The organism is Nitrosospira multiformis, assembly GCF_900110185.1.
Lineage (GTDB): Bacteria > Pseudomonadota > Gammaproteobacteria > Burkholderiales > Nitrosomonadaceae > Nitrosospira > Nitrosospira multiformis_A.
In genome coordinates this window covers 355,283-375,610 of record NZ_FOCT01000002.1, presented here as the reverse complement: position 1 = coordinate 375,610, position 20,328 = coordinate 355,283, and the positions used below count along the sequence as shown (strand labels likewise).

Sequence of the window (20,328 nt, the reverse complement as noted above, 5' to 3'; positions counted from 1 at the left end):
AGTTAACTGAAAAATGCATTTAAATCCATCCGAGATCAGTGAGCTGATCAAAAGCAGAATTGAAGGGCTTGAAGCAACCGCGGAAGTCCGGACACAGGGCACGGTAGTTTCAGTAACCGACGGCATCGTGCGCGTCCATGGGCTGTCCGATGTGATGCAGGGCGAAATGCTGGAGTTTCCCGGTAATACCTTCGGTCTTGCACTCAACCTCGAGCGCGATTCTGTAGGTGCGGTTGTTCTGGGTGAGTATGAGCACATTACCGAGGGCGACACCGTCAAGTGCACGGGTCGCATTCTTGAAGTTCCGGTAGGAGAAGAACTGATCGGCCGTGTGGTCAATGCATTGGGTCAGCCGATCGACGGCAAGGGGCCGATAAGCACGCAGCGTTCGGAGCCCATAGAAAAAATTGCACCAGGCGTGGTTTGGCGTCAATCAGTGAATCAGCCTGTGCAGACCGGATTAAAATCCATCGACGCCATGGTTCCCATCGGGCGGGGCCAGCGCGAGTTGATCATCGGAGACCGCCAGACGGGTAAGACAGCGGTGGCGATAGACGCGATCATCAATCAGAAGGGCGAGAATATGACTTGCATCTACGTTGCGATTGGACAAAAGGCCTCGTCCATCAACAACGTAGTTCGCAAATTGGAAGAACACGGCGCTATGGAATACACGATCGTAGTGGCGGCTACTGCGTCGGAGTCGGCAGCAATGCAATTCATCGCCCCTTACTCTGGCTGCACTATGGGCGAGTATTTCCGCGATACCGGAAGGGATGCCCTGATCGTTTACGACGACTTGACCAAGCAGGCATGGGCTTATCGCCAGATTTCCCTATTGTTGCGGCGTCCTCCTGGCCGGGAGGCCTATCCCGGGGACGTGTTTTACCTGCACTCCCGTCTGCTGGAACGCGCTGCGCGGGTTAGCGCAGCCTATGTGGAAAAAGAGACAAATGGCGCAGTCAAAGGGAAGACCGGTTCCCTGACAGCCCTTCCAATGATCGAGACTCAGGCAGGCGACGTTACCGCCTTCGTTCCCACCAATGTTATTTCCATTACTGACGGGCAGATTTTTCTGGAATCCGACCTGTTCAATGCGGGTATCCGGCCAGCTATCAACGCCGGTATTTCAGTGTCTCGGGTGGGTGGTGCGGCACAGACCAAAGTCATCAAGAAACTGGGTGGCGGCGTGCGTCTCGCATTGGCGCAATACCGGGAACTGGCTGCGTTTGCACAGTTCGCTTCCGATCTCGACGAAGCTACACGCAAGCAGTTGGAGCGCGGCAAGATGGTGACGGAACTGATGAAGCAGCCGCAGTACTCCACGCTGAGCGTGTCTGAAATGGCGCTTACCCTGTTTGCTGTCAACAAAGGGTACCTGGATGATGTGGAAGTGAGCCGTGCACTGGCGTTCGAGTCCGCGCTGAAAGGCTTCATCCGCAGCAAGTACGGCGCCATTCTGGACAAGATAGAGACTACCAAGGATCTGGATGCGGAGACCGAGAAGGAACTCGATGCGGCAATCCAGGATTTCAAGAAGAACGGAACATACTGACCGATGGCTGGCAGCAGGGAAATACGCAACAAGATCAAAAGCGTGAAGAACACGCAGAAGATCACGCGCGCAATGGAAATGGTGGCCGCATCCAAGATGCGCCGGGCCCAGGAACGCATGAAAAAAGCCCGGCCATATGGCGAGAAGATTCGCAACGTCGCCGCGCACATGAGCCGTGCTTACACCGAATACCGCCACCCGTTCCTGATAGAACGTGACACGGTAAAGCGCATTGGCATCATTGTTGTTACCTCTGACAAGGGTTTGTGCGGCGGGCTTAATACAAACGTGCTTCGCATGGCGGTAAGCAAGATGAAAGCCTGGGAAGCCGAAGGCGAACAGATCGAGGTGTGCTGCATCGGTAATAAGGGATTAGGGTTCATGAACCGCATGGGCGCCAATGTCATCTCGCATGTCGTGAGCCTCGGGGATGCGCCCGATCTGGAACGGCTGATCGGGGCAATAAAAGTATTGCTGGATGGTTATAACCAGGATCGTTTCGACCGCGTATATCTTTTTTATACCCGTTTCATCAATACCATGAAACAGGAACCGGCGATGGAGCAGTTGCTTCCGCTTTCCGATGAGCGTCTTAGAAGCAGTGATGGACCTACGGGGCAGCGTGGTGTATGGGATTACATCTATGAACCCGAAGCCCAACCCGTCATCGATGACGTCATGGTGCGATACGTGGAAGCCCTGATTTACCAGGCGTTGACCGAAAACATCGCATCCGAGCAATCTGCGCGCATGGTGGCGATGAAGGCTGCGTCGGACAATGCCGGGAATGTCATCAACGAGCTGACATTGATTTATAACAAGTCGCGACAGGCTGCCATTACCAAGGAACTGTCCGAAATTGTTGGCGGCGCGGCGGCAGTTTAAATAATTTGAATTGATTTTTTAGGGAACAATATGAATCAGGGAAAAATTGTTCAGTGTATCGGCGCGGTGGTTGACGTCGAGTTTGCGCGGGAAGAAATGCCGAAGGTGTATGACGCGCTCGTTCTTGAAGGCTCGGAGCTTACGCTCGAGGTGCAGCAGCAGTTGGGTGACGGCGTCGTTCGCACGATTGCGCTCGGCTCCTCCGAGGGGTTGCGGCGCGGCATGATGGTAACAAACACCGGTGACCAGATTCGTGTTCCTGTCGGCACTAAAACATTGGGGCGGATCATGGATGTTCTGGGTACGCCAATAGACGAAATGGGACCTATTGGCGCCGAGCAGAACAGATCAATCCATCAGAAAGCCCCTGCCTTTGACGAATTGTCCGCGTCTACCGAGCTGCTGGAAACAGGGATCAAGGTTATCGATCTCGTTTGTCCCTTTGCCAAGGGCGGTAAGGTGGGACTATTTGGCGGCGCGGGTGTGGGCAAGACCGTGAACATGATGGAGCTGATTCGCAACATCGCCATTGAGCATAGTGGATATTCCGTATTTGCGGGTGTGGGGGAGCGTACTCGGGAAGGGAATGACTTCTACCATGAAATGAAGGATTCCAACGTGCTCGACAAGGTGGCGCTGGTATACGGCCAGATGAATGAGCCGCCCGGCAACCGGTTGCGGGTGGCGCTTACAGGCCTGACCATGGCGGAACACTTCCGCGACGAAGGCAGGGATGTATTGCTGTTCGTGGACAATATCTATCGTTTCACCCTGGCCGGTACGGAAGTATCCGCGTTGCTGGGCCGGATGCCGTCGGCTGTGGGTTATCAGCCGACGCTGGCTGAAGAAATGGGCCGTTTGCAGGAGCGTATCACTTCCACCAAGTCGGGCTCCATTACCTCCATTCAAGCCGTGTACGTGCCCGCGGACGACCTGACCGACCCATCACCTGCTACAACCTTTGGTCACCTGGATGCTACCGTCGTGCTATCGCGTGATATTGCTTCGCTGGGGATCTATCCAGCGGTTGATCCTCTCGACTCGACTTCGCGTCAGCTTGATCCTCTCGTAGTGGGCGAAGAGCACTATTCGACTGCCCGGGCCGTGCAGCAAACCCTGCAACGCTATAAGGAATTGCGCGATATCATTGCAATTCTCGGAATGGATGAGCTTTCTCCTGAAGACAAGCTGGCTGTGGCAAGGGCACGCAAAATTCAGCGGTTCCTTTCACAACCCTTTAACGTGGCCGAAGTGTTTACCGGTGCGCCGGGAAAATACGTACCTCTGAAAGAGACCATCAAAGGCTTCAAAGGCATTGTGTCGGGAGAATACGACCACTTGCCCGAGCAGGCGTTTTACATGGTTGGCGGCATAGACGAGGCGGTTGAAAAAGCTAAAACCTTGCAATAATCAAGTTGATGAATCGGGCGACCGGATAAAACAGTCGTCCCGATTCAATGATGAATGGGAACTAAAATGGGCGTGTTTCACGTTGATATCGTCAGTGCGGAGGAATCCATTTACTCCGGTCCGGCTGAATTTCTGGTTGCGCCGGCAGAAGGAGGTGAGGTGGGCATTTATCCTCAGCACACCCCCATGCTGACGCGCATCAAGCCGGGATCAGTACGCATCAAGGTACCGCTGAAAGAAGAGGAATTAGTCTATGTTTCCGGCGGTATGCTTGAAATCCAGCCAGATGTCGTCACTATCCTTGCTGACACCGCGGTACGCGGCGCCGACCTTGATGAAGCAAAGGCCATCGAGGCCAAAAAGCGTGCGGAAGAAGCAGTAAGAGATCGAGCTTCCGCTCTGGATTACGCACGGGCACAGGCAGAACTGAGCGAAGCAATCGCACAACTCGCGGCAATTCAGAAATTACGGAAACGCGGACACTGATATTCGAACCAGAATTGAAAAAGGGCGGAAATACCGCCCTTTTTCAATTCTGTAAATCAATTCCTGAAGTCGAACTGACGAGCAGTCCATAGCTTACGCTCAATTGAACCGCCTGCCTGTAAAGACATCGGTATCTCTGCTTCGAAGTACAGCCGGACTTGAGTATGTCTGCTCTCGTATCCCCCGTTCGTTGCTGGAAGCTCCGAGCGGAAATACTGCAATCAGACCCGCACGGTCCCAATTTGCCACTTCATTTGGATTTGTGCCAGCTATATGATAAATTAATCCGGTTTCCATTTGTAAATCCGCTTCAACCTTAACTTCCTGCAGTTGATCTACCTTTGCGGGTTGAATATTACACGTTCCCGCATGTCCTGATATCTTCATGAATGTGTCCAAACTGAACATCGTCGTTCTTGCTGCCGGTCTCGGAAAACGCATGTACTCTGCGCTGCCAAAAGTGTTGCATCCCCTGGCAGGCAAGCCTCTCCTGGTGCATGTGCTCGATACCGCCCGCGCATTATCGCCCTACGCAACTTGTGTCATTTACGGACATGGGGGTGAGACAGTCCCGCAAACGATAGCGGATGAAAACCTTATCTGGGCGCAACAGGTCCCGCAACTCGGAACGGGTCACGCAGTGATGCAGGCCCTGCCTCATATCGAGAAAGAGGGCATTACACTTATTCTGTATGGCGACGTGCCTCTGACCAGCGTCGAAACATTAAAAAAGCTGATCGCGACGGCGGGAAAGCAAACATTAGGTTTACTGACGGTAGAACTTCCTGATCCAGCAGGCTACGGTAGAATCGTTCGGCATAGCGCAACGGGTGAGGTTGCCGCCATTGTCGAGGAGAAAGATGCCAGCGAATCCCAACGCAGCATCAATGAAATCAATACGGGCATCATGGCGGTTCCGAATCGCTATCTTCACAACTGGTTACACAAGCTTGAAAACAACAACGCGCAAGGTGAGTATTATCTGACCGATATTGTCGCGATGGCGGTGAAGGATGGGGTAAAGGTAGAAACAGTCAATCCCGCTCATGTATGGGAAACCACCGGAGTCAACAGCAAGGTTCAGCTCGCCGGACTGGAACGCATCTATCAGACAGCGCAGGCCAATAAATTGCTGGAGCAGGGTGTAGCGCTGGCTGATCCGTCGCGCGTCGATATCCGCGGTAAACTTTCTTGCGGCAGAGACGTTATGATCGATATCAACTGCATATTTGAAGGGGACGTTCAACTGGATGATGGTGTAAAAGTGGGTGCTCACACCATACTGAAAGACGTGCGGGTAGCCGCGGGTTCGGTAATCGCGCCATTCAGCTTGATAGAGGCTGCGGAAATTGGTCGAAATTGCCGTATCGGTCCTTATGCCCGTATTCGTCCGGGCACGCGACTGGAGGACGAAGTTCACATCGGCAATTTCGTCGAAGTCAAGAACAGCGCCCTTGCGGCTGGCAGCAAGGCAAACCACCTGAGTTACATCGGGGATGCCGTGGTGGGCAGGAGCGTCAACATCGGCGCAGGGACGATCACCTGCAATTATGATGGCGCCAATAAATACCAGACCATCATCGAGGATGATGTCTTTGTCGGCTCCGATACCCAGTTGATAGCACCGGTCAGAGTTGCCCGCGGTTCCACGATCGGTGCGGGTTCGACCATTACCAGGGATACGCCACCTGATATGTTGACGCTTTCGCGAGCGAAGCAGTTGAGTATCGATGGGTGGAAACGCCCGGTAAAAAAACCGAAGCCCAAAAATTGAGCATAGCCTTCCATCTTTTTCCATCCTTGAACCGCGCCAATTGCTGGTACCTGTAAGAAAGGAGTCTTTTGATGTGTGGAATCGTCGGTGCAGTCGCAAAAACCAATATCGTCCCCACTCTGATTGAAGGCCTGCGCCGGCTGGAATACCGCGGATATGATTCAGCCGGCATTGCACTGAACAATGGTCGTCTGCACCGGTTACGCACCACCGGGCGAGTCACCGAGCTCAGCAAGCTTGCGGATGAGCAACACTTCAGCGGAGACGTGGGTATTGCCCATACCCGCTGGGCTACGCACGGCGCTCCATCCGAGCGCAACGCTCATCCTCATTTTTCCGGAGAGACACCCAAGGTGGCGGTGGTGCATAACGGTATCATCGAAAATCATGAGGTGCTGCGTCAGCGTTTGCAGAAGGCAGGGTTCGAGTTCAGTTCCGATACCGATACGGAAGTCATCGCTCACCTCATTTCGTCTCATCTCAGGGAAAACCCAGATTTATTCGAAGCGGTATGCCGTTCCGTGGGCGAATTGCGGGGTGCCTATGCAATTGCAGTAATGGAGGAAGCAAGGGCGGAGCGCCTCATCGTTTGCCGCAATGGAGCGCCACTGCTGCTTGGGTTGGGCGAAGATGGGATCTACGCTGCCTCGGATGCTTCCGCCTTGCTGCAGGTTACCCGGCGCATGATCTATCTAGAAGAGGGCGATGTCGCCGAATTGCGCCAGGATGGCTACCGCATCGTCAATTGCCGTTACGATGGCGCACGTGCAGAGGTCGCACGAGCGGTGCAGGAAAGTGAGCTGACAAACGAGGCGGTGGAGATGGGCCCGTATGCGCACTTCATGCAGAAGGAAATATTCGAGCAACCCGGCGTCGTGGCGAACACGCTGGAAATGGTGCTCAATGCGCAATCCATCTCTCCGCGCCTGTTTGGTACCGAGGCGGAGAACATCTTCAAAAATACCAGAAGTATCCTCATCCTGGCGTGTGGCACCAGCTATCACGCTGGTGTCGTCGCCCGCTACTGGCTTGAAACCGTGGCGGGAATTCCTTGTAATGTCGAGATCGCGAGCGAATATCGTTACCGTAACCCGGCGGTTGGAGCCGACACCCTGATCGTGGGCATCTCTCAATCCGGAGAAACGGCAGATACCCTGGCCGCTCTGAGTTATGCAAGATCACTCGGACATCGTTACAGTCTGGCGATCTGCAATGTGGCCGAAAGCGCGCTCGTGCGCCAGACGGATTTACGCTTTCTAACCCGGGCAGGCCCGGAAATCGGTGTGGCCTCGACCAAGGCATTCACCACACAGCTTGCCGCGCTGATGCTGCTCACCATGACGTTGGCGAAATTGAACGGCAAACTGTCGGGTGAGAGTGAGCGCCAGATGATTACTGCCCTGCGCCACCTGCCTGTTGCGCTTCAGCACAGTCTTCAAGTGGAACCGCAGGTGAAAGCCTGGGCGGAAAGGTTTGCCGAGAAACGCCACGCCCTGTTTCTTGGCCGCGGCATGCATTATCCCATTGCGTTGGAAGGTGCGCTCAAGCTCAAGGAAATTTCCTATATCCATGCCGAAGCTTATGCTGCCGGGGAACTGAAGCACGGCCCGCTTGCGCTGGTGGATAAGGATATGCCCGTCGTCGCCATAGCCCCCAATGACGCACTGCTGGAAAAACTCAAGTCAAACCTGCAGGAAGTACGCGCCCGTGGGGGAGAGCTTTACGTTTTCGCCGATGCCGATTCCCACATTCAGGAAAGCGAAGGCGTGCACATCATTCGTCTGGCGGAACATGCGGGACTGCTCAGCCCTATCCTCCACACCATCCCCCTGCAGCTTCTCGCCTATCACGTCGCGCTGCAAAAAGGTACGGATGTGGATAAGCCGAGAAATCTGGCGAAATCAGTGACGGTGGAGTAAGAAGTATCTATTGAACTGACTATTGGCTAAAGCCGGTTTTCAGCCATATAGTTGCAGTTGCCATCCCGGCGGCAGTGCATAGCTAGCGAACGCTCAGGTTGTCTCACCTGTTTGTTCCAAGAGGGTATAGAGATAGTGTACAGCCTCATCCCCCGTATGGCTGTACCGAACCTTCGCGTCATAATACAGGGCTATAACAGCGGACACGCTGTCCTGATAGATTTCGAACCCATTCACATCTGCCTCGCGAAAGAAAAATCTTCCATCCATCGCGATGACATCTTCGGCCACCGACCCGCGTTCTTCCGGATTATCTTTTTCAAATTCCTGTACGAGTTCGTTGTGCATTACAAAGTCGTCAGAAACGGTGAAACAACTGTTTTCCTCGATCCCATGGATCAGGCACGACAGTAGCAGGACAAGTCTTCTCCTGTCGAGTCCGGATACTTGCTCCCGGGCTTGCTGGCGAACATAATCATCCGGGTACATCAAACGGTCCACCACTGCGTCGATCACCGCATCTTCCATGGCAAAAAAAGACCACGCATAGCGTGGTACAACAGTAACGATGGTGGTATCTGCCTTCAGCGCCTCGATAATGGATTCAATTTTTTCCTGCTGCTTTTCATCGTCGGTACAAAGCAACAGGAAATACCTTTCCAACAGTGCGTCGTAATCTTTCTGCAATTCTCGAATCTGAGCGCCTATTTTTGTTGCCTGATTATCACCTGCCGCCAATTCATCGCGGGAGATCAGACGCATCCCGATGAACCGGTCCGTACCTCCTGAAAGAAATTCGCTCGAATATCTCATCGCTATGTCCGTTGCGCTCTCACCTGCGCGCCAGAGGTACCAGGTCAGAGGAATATACTTATCGAAAGAGGCGAAGATACGTTCGGCTTTGGCATGAAACCGGCCATATAGATCCTGACAATTTACGTGACAGAAGCCCTGAGTATCCGCAGGCTGCGCCCGTGCATGACTGACCAGTTCTGCAAGAATCGTTGCCGGGGTAACCTGATCCCTGATCTGCATTTTGTCCGCCCTCGTAACCGTGAATAGGAATTGCCTGAGCAAAATACCCGCTTACATACCATTCTGCCCCCCCGAAGCGAAAAATTAAAGTGGAAAGTTCAAATCGGGAATCCTTCTGCCGCTGCTGGACTGCCAGCAGCCGCCGGATGGGGAGCAGGTTTGTGTCGCTCCCGGTGAAGAGAGCCGATGAAGAGGGTGTGCGGCCTACCGCGTCAGCAGCACCGGCCTGATTGACAGCGCCTCGGCGATTTTGTCCGCAGCCTTTCTGGCCAAGGCACGGTCAGGATAAGGACCTGCATGGACCTTGAACAGACCATCCTTTGCAATGATATCCAGGCTGGTCATCAGCGATGGTAATTCATTTCGCATGCGGACGACAAAATTATCCGCATTGTCATACGCATTGAAGGCCCCCAACTGCAGGTAGATCCCCGCAGGAACGGCAGCAGGTGTTTCGGGAGATGAAAGAGGGGCGCCATCGCCGGTAGGGCTAGCGGTGGGCGTATCAGCTACTGCCGGCGCAAAAGCGGCCTGGAACAGACCCGGCTGCGCTTCAGTGGAGTCCGGTTCGGTGGTGGTAATGACCGCCACCGATTGGTCGGCTATGGTTCCTGCCTGCCCATTTGGATTTGGACTAGCGGAAGAGCCGGAGGGAGACCTGGAAGTGCTGGATGTTGAACTTACACGCTGGGCAGGTGCAGCCGCGGCAAGCCGCGTGAAACTACCCGTTCCGGGCACAATGGATTCCACTTCGACCAGGCCGCTGCCCCCACCCAGTACATCCAGTTTATATGCGGCCGTATAGGAAAGATCAATGAGGCGATTGGAGAGGAAAGGTCCTCTGTCATTGACACGCACCACCACGGATTTCCCGCTCGCCACGCTTGTCACACGTGCGTAGCTCGGAATGGGGAGGGTGGGATGTGCAGCCGTCATGGCATACATATCGTAGACCTCCCCCGACGCGGTCTTCTGCCCGTGATAGCGGCGCCCATACCAGGATGCCATTCCCCGCGTTTTATAGGGCTCGTGACGCGTCATCGGTTTATACCGTTTTCCCAGAGCTGAATAAGGCCGCATGGTGGAGGCGCGCAAGGGTTCTTCCCGGGGAATGGCATCAGGGATCAGATGGAGATCGGCAGGTGGATTGTCGCCGGGACCATCATCCAGGTAATAACCGCCTCCTTTTTTCTTGCCTCCAAACAGAGTGGAGACCGATGAAGGCTTCGCAGTCTTCTCCTCGCTTTTCTCCAGCTTGAAAAAGGTGCCGCACCCGCTAAAGAAAAGGGGAATGGTCAGTACAACCATCCAAGCGGCGCATCGCCTGGCAATCGACTGGGCTGTTGACTGCGTCGTTGGCTGTGCAGTTGACTGTAAGAGGGGCAGGCCGGCAGGATGTGTATCCATAAGTATCACGTCTTAACAAGCTTCGGATGAGTCTGGATACTCATCAAAATACCAAATCCCAGCAACATTGTCACCATTGATGTGCCGCCATAGCTGATCAGGGGCAAAGGCACCCCTACCACGGGCAGAATGCCGATGACCATCCCGATGTTGACGAAGATGTAGGTGAAGAAAGTCAGCGTGATGGAAGCGGCGATGAGGCGGGTAAACTGGGTGGAAGCGTTGGCGGCAATCACCATCCCGCGGGCGATGAGAGCCAGATACAACAGCAGCAGCAGCAAATTGCCGAGCAGACCGAATTCTTCGGAGAATACCGCGAAGATGAAATCAGTGCTTCTCTCGGGGAGGAACGCAAGATGGGTCTGGGTGCCTTGCTGCCAGCCCTTGCCCAGCACTCCCCCGGAGCCGATGGCAATAGTGGATTGAATGGTATGGTAGCCGGCGCCAAGCGCGTCCTGCGTCGGGTCAAGAAGCGTCATGACGCGCTTGCGCTGATAATCATGCATCATGGACCAGAGCAGGGGAAGGCTTGCTCCCCCCGCAATCGCCACCGCCGCCATGATGCGCCAGGATAACCCGGAGAAGAACAGGACATAAAAACCGCTCGAGGCAATGAGCAGCGCGGTTCCAAGATCAGGCTGGCGCAGGATCAACAGTACCGGAGCCAGCAGCAGCAGGGTGGCCACGCCGTAATCCCGCAGCCGCAAGGTTGTCTCGTGCTTGTCGAAGTACCAGGCCATCATCAGCGGCACGGCAATCTTCATCAGTTCGGAAGGTTGGATGCGGGTTACACCCAGGTTCAGCCAGCGCCTCGCGCCATTGTTGACCTCCCCGAACAGCGCGACGCAGAGCAGCAGGAAAAGGCCGGCCGCGTATAACGGTAAGGCGATCCGCATGATATGCTCCAACGGAATATTGGCGACCAGCCACATCACGCTGAGCGCGACCAGCATATTGATCGCCTGACTCGTGACCCGCGCGCTATTGGCATCCGTTGCGCTGAAAAGCGTGATAAGTCCCGTTGCCATGAGCAGGAGAATTCCACAAAGCAGAAGACCATCGATGTAGCGCGTAAAGTAGTGCCCTGCGTGCGGGAGTCTAGCCATGCCCGTCCTCCCGGTTCTGCTGGTGCTCCTCATCCTCCTCTTCGTCCACCTGATCGACAGGCCGGGCAGCTGCTTCTTTAGGCAGTTTACCCAGCAGATAGTAATCCATCACCACGCGGGCAATCGGCGCCGCTGCCGAACCGCCATGGCCGCCATTTTCCACCAGTACGGACAGCGCAATTTTGGGGTTTTCAGCGGGGGCGTAGCTTATAAAAAGCGCATGATCACGATGGCGTTCATCGAGCTTGCTTTCCTCATACTTTTCCCCCTGTTTTACCCCCACCACCTGCGCAGTCCCCGTTTTTCCGGCAAAGGTATAAGCGGCCCCTGCACCGGCGACCGCGGCTGTGCCGCCCGGACGGGTTACATCGACCAGCGCATTATGTACCGCCTTCAAATTGGCGGGATCGAGTTTGAGTCGGTACAGCGGACTTGTGCCGAATTCCCGTACGATCCGGTTGTTACTGTCCAGGACCTGCTTGACGAGATGGGGACGGAACGCAGCGCCGTTGCCGGCGAGCACAGCGGTTGCAAATGCTAGTTGCAGCGGCGTGGTGAGATTATAACCCTGGCCAATCCCCACAGAAATCGTATCGCCCGCAAACCAGTTCTGTTTATGCCGTTGCATTTTCCACTCTTGAGAGGGCAACAAGCCGGCGGCTTCGCCTTCGATATCGATCCCAGTCTTTTTCCCCAACCCGAACTGACTGGTAAAATTGTAGATATTATCGATCCCGAGGTCATGAGCCAGCGAATAGTAATAAGTGTCGCAGGAGATAACCAACGATTTGTGAAGATCCACGAGGCCGTGACCGCCGGCTTTCCAGTCGCGAAAACGGTGAGTGCTTCCGGGCAGACTGAAGTAGCCGGGATCGCTGATTGCGCTTCCCGGCCAACGCTTCTTGAGTTCCAGACCAGCCAGAGCCATGAAGGGTTTGAACGTCGAGCCGGGCGGGTATACGCCACGCAAAGCGCGATTGTTCAGCGGCCGGTCGATGGAATTGTTCAGCAATTCCCAATTCTCGGTGTCGATCCCGTCTACAAAAAGATTCGGATCGAACCCCGGTCTGCTCACGAACGCGAGCACGTCTCCCGTTGCCGGTTCTATGGCGACAAGTGCGCCACGCCGGTCGCCAAACGCCTTTTCCGCGACTTCCTGCAATTTGAAATCGAGCGATAGCTTGAGATTCCTGCCCGCAATCGGCGGCGTGCGGGATATGACGCGAATTGCACGGCCGCCTGCGTCGGTTTCCATCTCCTCGATTCCGGTGATGCCGTGCAATTCCCTCTCGTAGCTCTGTTCGATGCCGATTTTTCCCATGTGCTGGGAACCGCGGTAATTGGCGAGTTCGCTGTCAGCCTCCAGCCGTTCCAGATCCTTGTCATTGATGCGCCCTATGTAACCCACCACGTGAGAGGCGAACTCGCCTTTGGGATACTGGCGGAACGGTCGCGCCTTGATTTCCACTCCCGGAAAGCGATAGCGGTTGGCGGCGAAGCGGGCAACCTCCACGTCCGATAATCGCGTGCGAATAGGCAAGCTTTCGAATCTTCTGTTCTCCTCCATCAATTTCTTGAAGCGCTTGCGGTCACGCGCGGAGATCTCCACTACCGTCGTCAGCTCATTGATGAGGCGCTCGAGATTTCCGATCCTGCTCGGAACGATTTCGAGTGTATAGGCAGAATAATTATGAGCGAGCACGACGCCATTGCGGTCAAAAATCAGGCCGCGGTTGGGAACGATCGGCGCAATGGAAATGCGATTGGCTTCCGCCAGCGTGTGATAGTGATCACGCTGAGAAACCTGCAGGTAAAAGAAGCGTGCGAACAGCAGCAGGAAGAGCAGCAGCATGAAGCCGGCGCTTATCGCCAGCCGCAGGCGGAAATTGTGTAACTCACGCGAGTAGCTTCGAAGCTCGATTCTGTGATTCATCTTGCATCGGAAGCAGACCAGGGTTTCTGCGGCACCCTCAATATGGCTGAGAGAAGCGGCCACAGTAACATGCCGACAATGCTGCCAAGAAAGAAGTTCCAGCCGGGGAAAGGAGAACCGGCAAACAGCCCGGCAAGAAGTGTGACGATCTGTCCTGAAAGCAGAACCAGTCCTATCTGGGGAGCTTGTTTATATCCTTCGAAGATACCCATGCGCCGGTTGAAGATCAGTGCCATGAACGCCATTACGCTGTACCCGAGCGCGTGTTGCCCGAAGGTACTGGCATTGCTGAGATCCATGAGCAGACCCATCCAGAATGCCATGCCGATGCCCACACGCTGGGGTTCATTGACATACCAGTAAAGCATCACCAACGCGACAAAATCGGGCTGCAGCGTCCGAGCGGTGCCTGTCAGCGGTATGAGATTCAGGAGTAGCGCCACGATCAGGCTGAGCATGATGAACCAGCCTTTGGCTGGCATCAGAATTTCGTGCCTGGATGAATTAGCGAGCGTCACTGTCTTCTCGCTTCCTGGGGGCGGGGCTTCATTTTGGTTGCTTCTGCCGGTGTTCCGGTACGAGGCGCCCGCGTGGAAAGGATTAACAGCTGCCGATTCTGATTCACACCGGAAGCAGGCGTGCAGATGATGCGCGCAAAGATATAATTGGGATTACGCTCGATCTGGGATACTGCAGCAACGGGAAGCCCCGGGGGATAGATGCCATCTATCCCGGATGTAACCAGCACGTCCCCTTCCTGAATGTCAGTGTTGATTGCCATATACCTCAACTCCAGCACTCCTTCCCTGCCGGTACCTGATATGATCGAGCGCAGGCCGTTGCGTACCACCTGCACGGGAACGGAATGGTCCCTGTCCGTGAGGAGAGTCACTTCCGAGGCCAGCGGGTAATTGCGGGTAACCTGCCCCACCACCCCCATATCATCTACGACGACCTGCCCCGACTCGATTCCGGCCATGCTGCCCTTGTCAAGCAATACCTTGCGATTGAATGGATCATGCGGCACGCGCAGGATTTCCGCCACTGTTGCCTTGTTTTCAATACGCTGAGTCGCATTCAGGAGCTTGCGCAGCTGGGTATTCTCGGCTTCCAGCGCACGCAGCCGGAGGAGCTGGCCTTTGTCAACGAGATGCTGCTGCTTGAGACGTGCATTTTCCTCCGCTATCTCGCCATGCTGGAAGAGTTCGCTTGTGGCATCGTACATTGACATGGGCACATGAGCCAGTTTCTGCAGCGGATAAACTATCACGGAAAAAATTTCCCGCACGCCCCCGAGATATTTGGATCGGCTATCCAGTGCCATCAGAAGCAATGACAGCATGACAAAAAAAGCCGTCCGAGCCAGTAAACTGGGGCTGTGCCTGAAAAACCGGGGAGAGATTTCTATCATGTGCGAAGTTTTATGTTCCCGATTTTCAGGTACTGGAAGGTACGGTGCATTGAAGGCGGTAGTGAAAGGTGGCAGTAGCGCAGTTATAAAGGTTATCAGTCACTGGCGAATATGCCAACCAGTTGATCCATGTTTTCCAGTGCAATCCCTGATCCACGCACGACGGCAGTAAGAGGGTCTTCTGCGATGATGACGGAAAGTCCGGTTTCCTCCATGAGCAGCCGGTCGATGTCGCGAAGCAGCGCGCCTCCGCCCGTGAGCACCAGGCCTTTTTCGGCAATATCGGCTCCGAGTTCAGGCGCGGTATGCTCCAGTGCGGATTTGACAGCGCTTACAATGTTGTTCAACGGCTCGGTCAGCGCTTCAAGCACTTCATTGCTCGAAATGGTAAAGCTGCGTGGAATACCTTCTGCCAGGTTACGGCCCTTGACTTCCAGTTCGCGTACTTCCGATCCCGGAAATGCGGAGCCGATGTCCTTTTTGATCAATTCGGCGGTTACTTCTCCGATCAGCATCCCGTAATTGCGGCGTATGTAGTTGATGATGGCTTCGTCAAACTTGTCTCCTCCGACGCGTACCGAGTTCGAGTAAACGACACCGCCCAGCGAGATCACGCCGACTTCGGTCGTGCCGCCCCCTATATCGACCACCATGGAGCCCGTGGCTTCCTCGACCGGCAGATTGGCGCCGATGGCAGCCGCCATCGGTTCCTCGATCAATTCCACTTTACGGGCGCCCGCGCCATACGCCGCTTCGCGAATGGCGCGACGTTCGACCTGGGTCGAACCGCAGGGTACGCAGATGACAATCCGCGGGTTGGCGGAAAACAGCCGCGGAGGATTTACCTTTCTAATGAAGTGCTTCAGCATCTGTTCCGTAACGGTGAAATCCGCAATGACGCCATCTTTCATTGGCCGGATAGCCGAGATGTTGCCCGGCGTACGCCCGAGCATCTGCTTGGCAGCCAGCCCTACTTGCTGAATGATTTTCTTGCCGTTGGGACCCCCATCCTGGCGTATCGCTACCACTGAGGGTTCATTGAGGACAATGCCTTGACCGCGCACGTAGATCAGAGTGTTCGCCGTTCCCAGATCTATCGCCATGTCGGTCGAAAAGTAACCCTTCAATACACTGTTATTTAAAAAATTAAGCATGATTTACGGAGTCCGTCGCGGAGGATAGTGATTAAAAGCAGGTGAAAAGAATCGGGCTATGATACTCTATTAGCTATTTGAATATAAGGGTTATAAAGGATTTAGCCGGAAATGTCTCTGTCTCTGGATGATGTGAAACGTGTTGCAAATCTGGCGCGCATCGAGATCAGCGAAGATGAGGCGCGCAAGGCATTGATCCAGTTATCAGGCATATTTGACCTCATCGAGCAGATGCAGGCAGTGGATACATCCGCGATAACCCCCATGTCGCATGCGCAGGATGTAATGCAGCGTCTGCGAGCAGATGCCGTCACGGAAATCGATCAGCGCGAGCTGTTCCAGTCGGTAGCTCCCCAGGTAGAAGCGGGACTTTATCTGGTGCCTAAAGTCATCGAGTAACCCAACGCAGGATCCCTGCGTGACCGCTCCCCTGTAATTTCTATTCTCCTTCCAGGAGCCTTTTCACGTTTTGCTTCATTTTGCTTCATCCAGCGAAAACCAGCCATGTTGAACGCCAGCCTCAAGCAACTTTCCGCGATGCTTGCCGCAAGGAAAATTTCCAGCGTTGAGTTGACCAGTGAATTTCTCAAGCGTTCCCGAGCGCTTAATCCCGAATACAACGCCTTCATCACTCTCGATGAAAGGACGAGCCTCGCTCAGGCGCAGGCGGCGGACATCTTGATCGGATCCGGGCGCGGCCAACCCCTGACCGGCATTCCCATTGCACAAAAGGATATCTTCTGTACCAAGGGCTGGCTCACTACCTGCGGATCGAAAATGCTGTCGAATTTCATCTCGCCCTATGACGCCCACGTGATCGGGCGCTTCAATGCCGTGGGCGCAGTCAATATTGGTAAAACCAATATGGACGAATTCGCCATGGGTTCCAGCAATGAAACTTCCTTTTACGGGCCGGTAAAAAATCCCTGGGATACCGCAGCCGTGCCAGGGGGAAGCTCCGGCGGTTCCGCCTGCGCGGTGGCAGCACGTATGGCGCCTGCCGCGACCGGGACGGACACCGGTGGCTCAATCCGGCAACCGGCGGCGTTATGCGGCATTTCGGGCCTCAAGCCGACGTACGGGCTGGTATCGCGCTATGGCATGGTCGCCTTCGCATCCAGCCTCGATCAGGGTGGGCCGATGGCTAAATCAGCGGAAGACCTGGCGCTGATGCTCAACGTCATGGCAGGGTTCGATGCCCGCGATTCAACCAGTCTCGAGCGCGAACCGGAAGATTACACGCGCGACCTGGAAAAGCCGCTCGACGGTCTGCGCATTGGCCTGCCAAAGGAATATTTCGTCAAGGAAATAGACGAGGATGTGGCGCGCGCGGTAGAAGCCGCCATCGGCCAGTATCGCAAGCTGGGAGCCGAAACGGTGGAGGTGTCGCTGCCCAATACGAAGCTTTCGGTTCCGGTTTATTACGTGCTTGCTCCCGCCGAAGCTTCGAGCAACCTGTCGCGCTTTGATGGCGTACGCTACGGTTATCGTGCTCCCGATTACCTGGATCTCAACGACATGTATCGGAAAACCCGTGCGCAGGGCTTTGGTTCAGAGGTGAAACGCCGCATCCTGATCGGCACTTATGTGCTGTCGCATGGGTATTATGATGCGTACTACATCCAGGCGCAGAAGCTGCGTCGCCTCATGGCACAGGATTTCGCCGAGGCATTCAAGCAGTGCGACGTCATCATGGGGCCGACTTCTCCTACAGTGGCATTCGACCTCGGGGAGAGGAGCAGCGACCCGGTTCAGATGTACTTATCCGATGCCTACACCATTGCGGTCAACCTGGCAGGCCTGCCTGCGATGTCCATTCCGGTTGGCTTCGGGCATAAAAACAGACCGGTTGGATTGCACATCATCGGCAATTATTTTGCCGAGGCACAAATGTTGAACGTGGCCCATCAATATCAGCTTGAATCAGATTGGCACACACGGATGCCAAAGGAGTAGAGGAGTAGATTGGTCAGTTGGGGGGAGCGGCTCAGTTCAAGCTGCTACTCGTCCCTCATAAAGCATCCGTATCAGAAAAAGGTATTCTAAAATGCAATGGGAAACCGTTATCGGTCTTGAGGTTCATGCCCAGCTCTCGACCGAGTCCAAAATATTCTCCGGCGCTTCGACTGCTTTTGGCGCCGCGCCCAACGCCGAAGCCTGCGCTGTCGATCTCGCGCTGCCCGGTGTGCTGCCGGTATTGAACCGGGGCGCGGTGGAGCGTGCAATCAGGTTTGGCTTGGCAGTGGGAGCAAAAGTCAATTCGCCTTCCATTTTTGCCCGCAAGAATTATTTTTACCCGGACCTGCCCAAAGGTTATCAGATCAGCCAATACGAATTGCCGGTGGTCGAGGGAGGGCACATCCAGCTTCAGATCGTCCAGGATGGAAAAGAGCAGGAAAAAATCGTGCGTCTCGTGCGGGCACATCTGGAGGAGGATGCCGGCAAGTCGTTGCACGAGGATTTTCACGGCATGAGCGGCATCGATCTCAATCGCGCCGGCACACCTCTGCTTGAGATCGTTTCCGAACCGGATATGCGCAGCAGTGTTGAAGCCGTGGCGTATGCAAAGACACTGCATACGCTCGTCCGCTGGATCGGCATCTGCGATGGCAACATGCAGGAGGGTTCCTTTCGCTGCGATGCCAACGTGTCTGTGCGTCTCCGGGGATCGGACAAGCTTGGTACCCGCTGTGAAATAAAGAACCTCAACTCGTTCCGTTTTCTCGAGAAGGCGATCGATTACGAGGCCAGGCGGCAGATCGAAATCCTCGAAGACGGAGGGTCCATACAGCAACAGACGCGCCTCTTCGATCCGGAAAAGGGTGAAACGCGCGCGATGCGAAGCAAGGAAGACGCGCAGGATTACCGCTATTTTCCAGATCCGGATCTGCTGCCGCTCGAGATATCCGGGAACTGGATCGAGGAAGTGAAGAAAGGGCTGCCTGAACTGCCGCAGCAAATGCGAACGCGGCTCGAGCATGACTATGGACTTTCCATGTACGACGCGCTCTTGCTCACCGCAGACCGTGACATCTCGGAATATTATGAGGCAGTCGTAGGAAAACTTCCTTCCGACCCTAAACTGTGCGCAAACTGGGTAATGGGAGAGGTATCGGCTTATCTCAATAATGAAGGAAGGTCGTTCGATGTCTGTCCGTTATCTCCTGCACAGCTTGCGCAACTTCTTCTGCGCATCAAGGATGGAACCATTTCTGGAAAGATCGCCAAGGATGTGTTCAGACAGATGTGGGCGCAGGCAGATGCGGAGAGCATCTCATGGAAGAATCGCGAGGGAGTGGATGAGGGCCTTGCAGACCGAATCATCGATTCACAGGGACTGAGACAGATATCCGATTCAAGCGCATTGGAGAATTTGGTATATGAAGTGCTGGCCGCCAACCCGAAATCGGTAGAGGAATTCAAGGCAGGCAAGGAAAAAGCCTTCAACGCACTGGTGGGCCAAGTGATGAAGGCCGCCAGAGGCAAGGCGAATCCAGCGCAGGTGAATGAGATATTGAGGAAGAAGCTGACGGAATAGGTCAATGACTGGACTGGATGAACCGGGAACGAGCGGGAATGCTTTATCTTTGCCCTGATAGAAACCCTTGCCCCAGTCCCATAGTCTCCATGGAAAAAGGATATACAACATGGAACCGGGCTTGGAGGGATTGTGCCATGCCTCGATGACTACAAGCAGCGGTTATAAGCGATTACGGCATCTGGCTCATGCAAGTCGTCAATAGAACAAGGATAGCAGGTAGCAAGCCGGTTTTGCCAAAATAGTATAGTATCTGTCCCACCCCGAAGTTGAAGCTGCGAAGCGGAACTATTCCGCTTGTCCTGTTTTCTATAAGTGTCATAGAGGAGAGGAAGGCGAGACATGTGCATTAACAGTTTTCCCTGCTGCCTGCTATTGCCGTATTACCATACCATTACGCAGCGACCCTCACTCCAGCGAACATCGTTCGCCGCCTCCAGCTTCGTCAGCCATTCTTTCCGAATTTCAGAAGAAATTCTTTGAAGGGAACCTGGCTGATCAATAAGTGTCCTACACAGTAGTATCACAAAAAAATAACAAATTCTTAACAATACAGCTATGATAGACGTGTCTTTCACCATAAGGAGAAAGGGCGATGAAAATGGGAAAACTTCTTACCGTTTCCTATTTGATGGGTATGACGGTAGCACTGGTGGCGGCAGCGTTCCTCTGATCTTGAGACCGCTAAGGGGAATGGCTCCTCCTCCTGTAACCC

At 54.6% G+C, this 20,328-nt stretch carries 17 protein-coding genes; 9 read left to right on the top strand and 8 right to left on the bottom strand.

Features of this window, described 5'->3' with window-relative positions:
• Window positions 1-13: 13 nt before the first annotated feature.
• The 4 genes from atpA to BMY01_RS03910 all read left to right on the top strand — a co-directional run bounded on the left by atpA (window position 14) and on the right by BMY01_RS03910 (window position 4,336).
• A complete protein-coding gene (gene atpA, locus BMY01_RS03925) occupies window positions 14-1,555 on the top strand; it encodes a F0F1 ATP synthase subunit alpha (protein ID WP_074744458.1) in 1,542 nt (513 codons plus the stop codon).
• A gap of 3 nt (window positions 1,556-1,558) precedes the next feature.
• Complete coding sequence (gene atpG / locus BMY01_RS03920; protein ID WP_074744456.1) at window positions 1,559-2,440, top strand: F0F1 ATP synthase subunit gamma; 882 nt, start codon at window positions 1,559-1,561, stop codon at window positions 2,438-2,440.
• Between the two features lie 30 nt (window positions 2,441-2,470).
• A complete protein-coding gene (gene atpD, locus BMY01_RS03915; RefSeq protein WP_011379672.1) occupies window positions 2,471-3,850 on the top strand; it encodes a F0F1 ATP synthase subunit beta in 1,380 nt (459 codons plus the stop codon).
• Between the two features lie 66 nt (window positions 3,851-3,916).
• Window positions 3,917-4,336, top strand: coding sequence for a F0F1 ATP synthase subunit epsilon (locus BMY01_RS03910; RefSeq protein ID WP_074744454.1), 420 nt, complete (start codon window positions 3,917-3,919; stop codon window positions 4,334-4,336).
• Between the two features lie 99 nt (window positions 4,337-4,435).
• Here BMY01_RS03910 and BMY01_RS03905 read toward each other — a convergent pair whose 3' ends face one another.
• Window positions 4,436-4,723 carry a hypothetical protein gene (locus BMY01_RS03905; RefSeq protein WP_074744452.1) on the bottom strand — a complete coding sequence of 96 codons (288 nt, stop codon included), beginning with the start codon at window positions 4,721-4,723 and terminating at the stop codon, window positions 4,436-4,438.
• Here BMY01_RS03905 and glmU point away from each other — a divergent pair.
• Both glmU and glmS read left to right on the top strand, forming a co-directional pair.
• The gene (glmU, locus tag BMY01_RS03900; protein ID WP_217638605.1) at window positions 4,722-6,110 is read left to right on the top strand and encodes a bifunctional UDP-N-acetylglucosamine diphosphorylase/glucosamine-1-phosphate N-acetyltransferase GlmU; all 1,389 of its coding nucleotides are present in this window, start codon (window positions 4,722-4,724) and stop codon (window positions 6,108-6,110) included. The genes BMY01_RS03905 and glmU overlap by 2 nt on opposite strands.
• Window positions 6,111-6,181: 71 nt before the next feature.
• Window positions 6,182-8,029 (top strand): glutamine--fructose-6-phosphate transaminase (isomerizing), encoded by a 1,848-nt coding sequence (gene glmS, locus BMY01_RS03895; RefSeq protein WP_074744450.1) that lies wholly within the window; start codon window positions 6,182-6,184, stop codon window positions 8,027-8,029.
• Window positions 8,030-8,122: 93 nt separating this feature from the next.
• Here the strand turns inward: glmS and BMY01_RS03890 are convergent, their stop codons facing one another.
• From BMY01_RS03890 to BMY01_RS03860, 7 genes are all read right to left on the bottom strand, one after another.
• Window positions 8,123-9,064: a hypothetical protein gene (locus tag BMY01_RS03890; protein ID WP_074744448.1), complete on the bottom strand. Its 942-nt coding sequence runs from the start codon at window positions 9,062-9,064 to the stop codon at window positions 8,123-8,125.
• 204 nt (window positions 9,065-9,268) lie between these two features.
• The gene (locus BMY01_RS03885) at window positions 9,269-10,471 is read right to left on the bottom strand and encodes a septal ring lytic transglycosylase RlpA family protein (RefSeq protein WP_074744596.1); all 1,203 of its coding nucleotides are present in this window, start codon (window positions 10,469-10,471) and stop codon (window positions 9,269-9,271) included.
• A 5-nt stretch (window positions 10,472-10,476) separates the two neighbouring features.
• Window positions 10,477-11,577 (bottom strand): rod shape-determining protein RodA, encoded by a 1,101-nt coding sequence (gene rodA / locus BMY01_RS03880; RefSeq protein ID WP_074744446.1) that lies wholly within the window; start codon window positions 11,575-11,577, stop codon window positions 10,477-10,479.
• Window positions 11,570-13,510 (bottom strand): penicillin-binding protein 2, encoded by a 1,941-nt coding sequence (gene mrdA, locus BMY01_RS03875; RefSeq protein WP_074744444.1) that lies wholly within the window; start codon window positions 13,508-13,510, stop codon window positions 11,570-11,572. The genes rodA and mrdA overlap by 8 nt, the downstream gene beginning before the upstream one ends.
• Window positions 13,507-13,992: a rod shape-determining protein MreD gene (gene mreD, locus BMY01_RS03870; RefSeq protein ID WP_074744594.1), complete on the bottom strand. Its 486-nt coding sequence runs from the start codon at window positions 13,990-13,992 to the stop codon at window positions 13,507-13,509. The genes mrdA and mreD overlap by 4 nt, the downstream gene beginning before the upstream one ends.
• A gap of 32 nt (window positions 13,993-14,024) precedes the next feature.
• On the bottom strand, window positions 14,025-14,921 hold the full coding sequence (mreC, locus tag BMY01_RS03865) for a rod shape-determining protein MreC (protein WP_074744442.1): 897 nt from the start codon (window positions 14,919-14,921) through the stop codon (window positions 14,025-14,027).
• 95 nt (window positions 14,922-15,016) lie between these two features.
• On the bottom strand, window positions 15,017-16,075 hold the full coding sequence (locus tag BMY01_RS03860) for a rod shape-determining protein (RefSeq protein ID WP_074704936.1): 1,059 nt from the start codon (window positions 16,073-16,075) through the stop codon (window positions 15,017-15,019).
• Between the two features lie 111 nt (window positions 16,076-16,186).
• Here BMY01_RS03860 and gatC point away from each other — a divergent pair, with 111 nt between their 5' ends.
• From gatC to gatB, 3 genes are all read left to right on the top strand, one after another.
• A complete protein-coding gene (gene gatC, locus BMY01_RS03855; RefSeq protein WP_074744440.1) occupies window positions 16,187-16,474 on the top strand; it encodes an Asp-tRNA(Asn)/Glu-tRNA(Gln) amidotransferase subunit GatC in 288 nt (95 codons plus the stop codon).
• A gap of 105 nt (window positions 16,475-16,579) precedes the next feature.
• Window positions 16,580-18,031: an Asp-tRNA(Asn)/Glu-tRNA(Gln) amidotransferase subunit GatA gene (gatA, locus tag BMY01_RS03850; protein WP_074744438.1), complete on the top strand. Its 1,452-nt coding sequence runs from the start codon at window positions 16,580-16,582 to the stop codon at window positions 18,029-18,031.
• 91 nt (window positions 18,032-18,122) lie between these two features.
• On the top strand, window positions 18,123-19,613 hold the full coding sequence (gatB, locus tag BMY01_RS03845) for an Asp-tRNA(Asn)/Glu-tRNA(Gln) amidotransferase subunit GatB (RefSeq protein ID WP_074744436.1): 1,491 nt from the start codon (window positions 18,123-18,125) through the stop codon (window positions 19,611-19,613).
• Window positions 19,614-20,328: the final 715 nt, after the last annotated feature.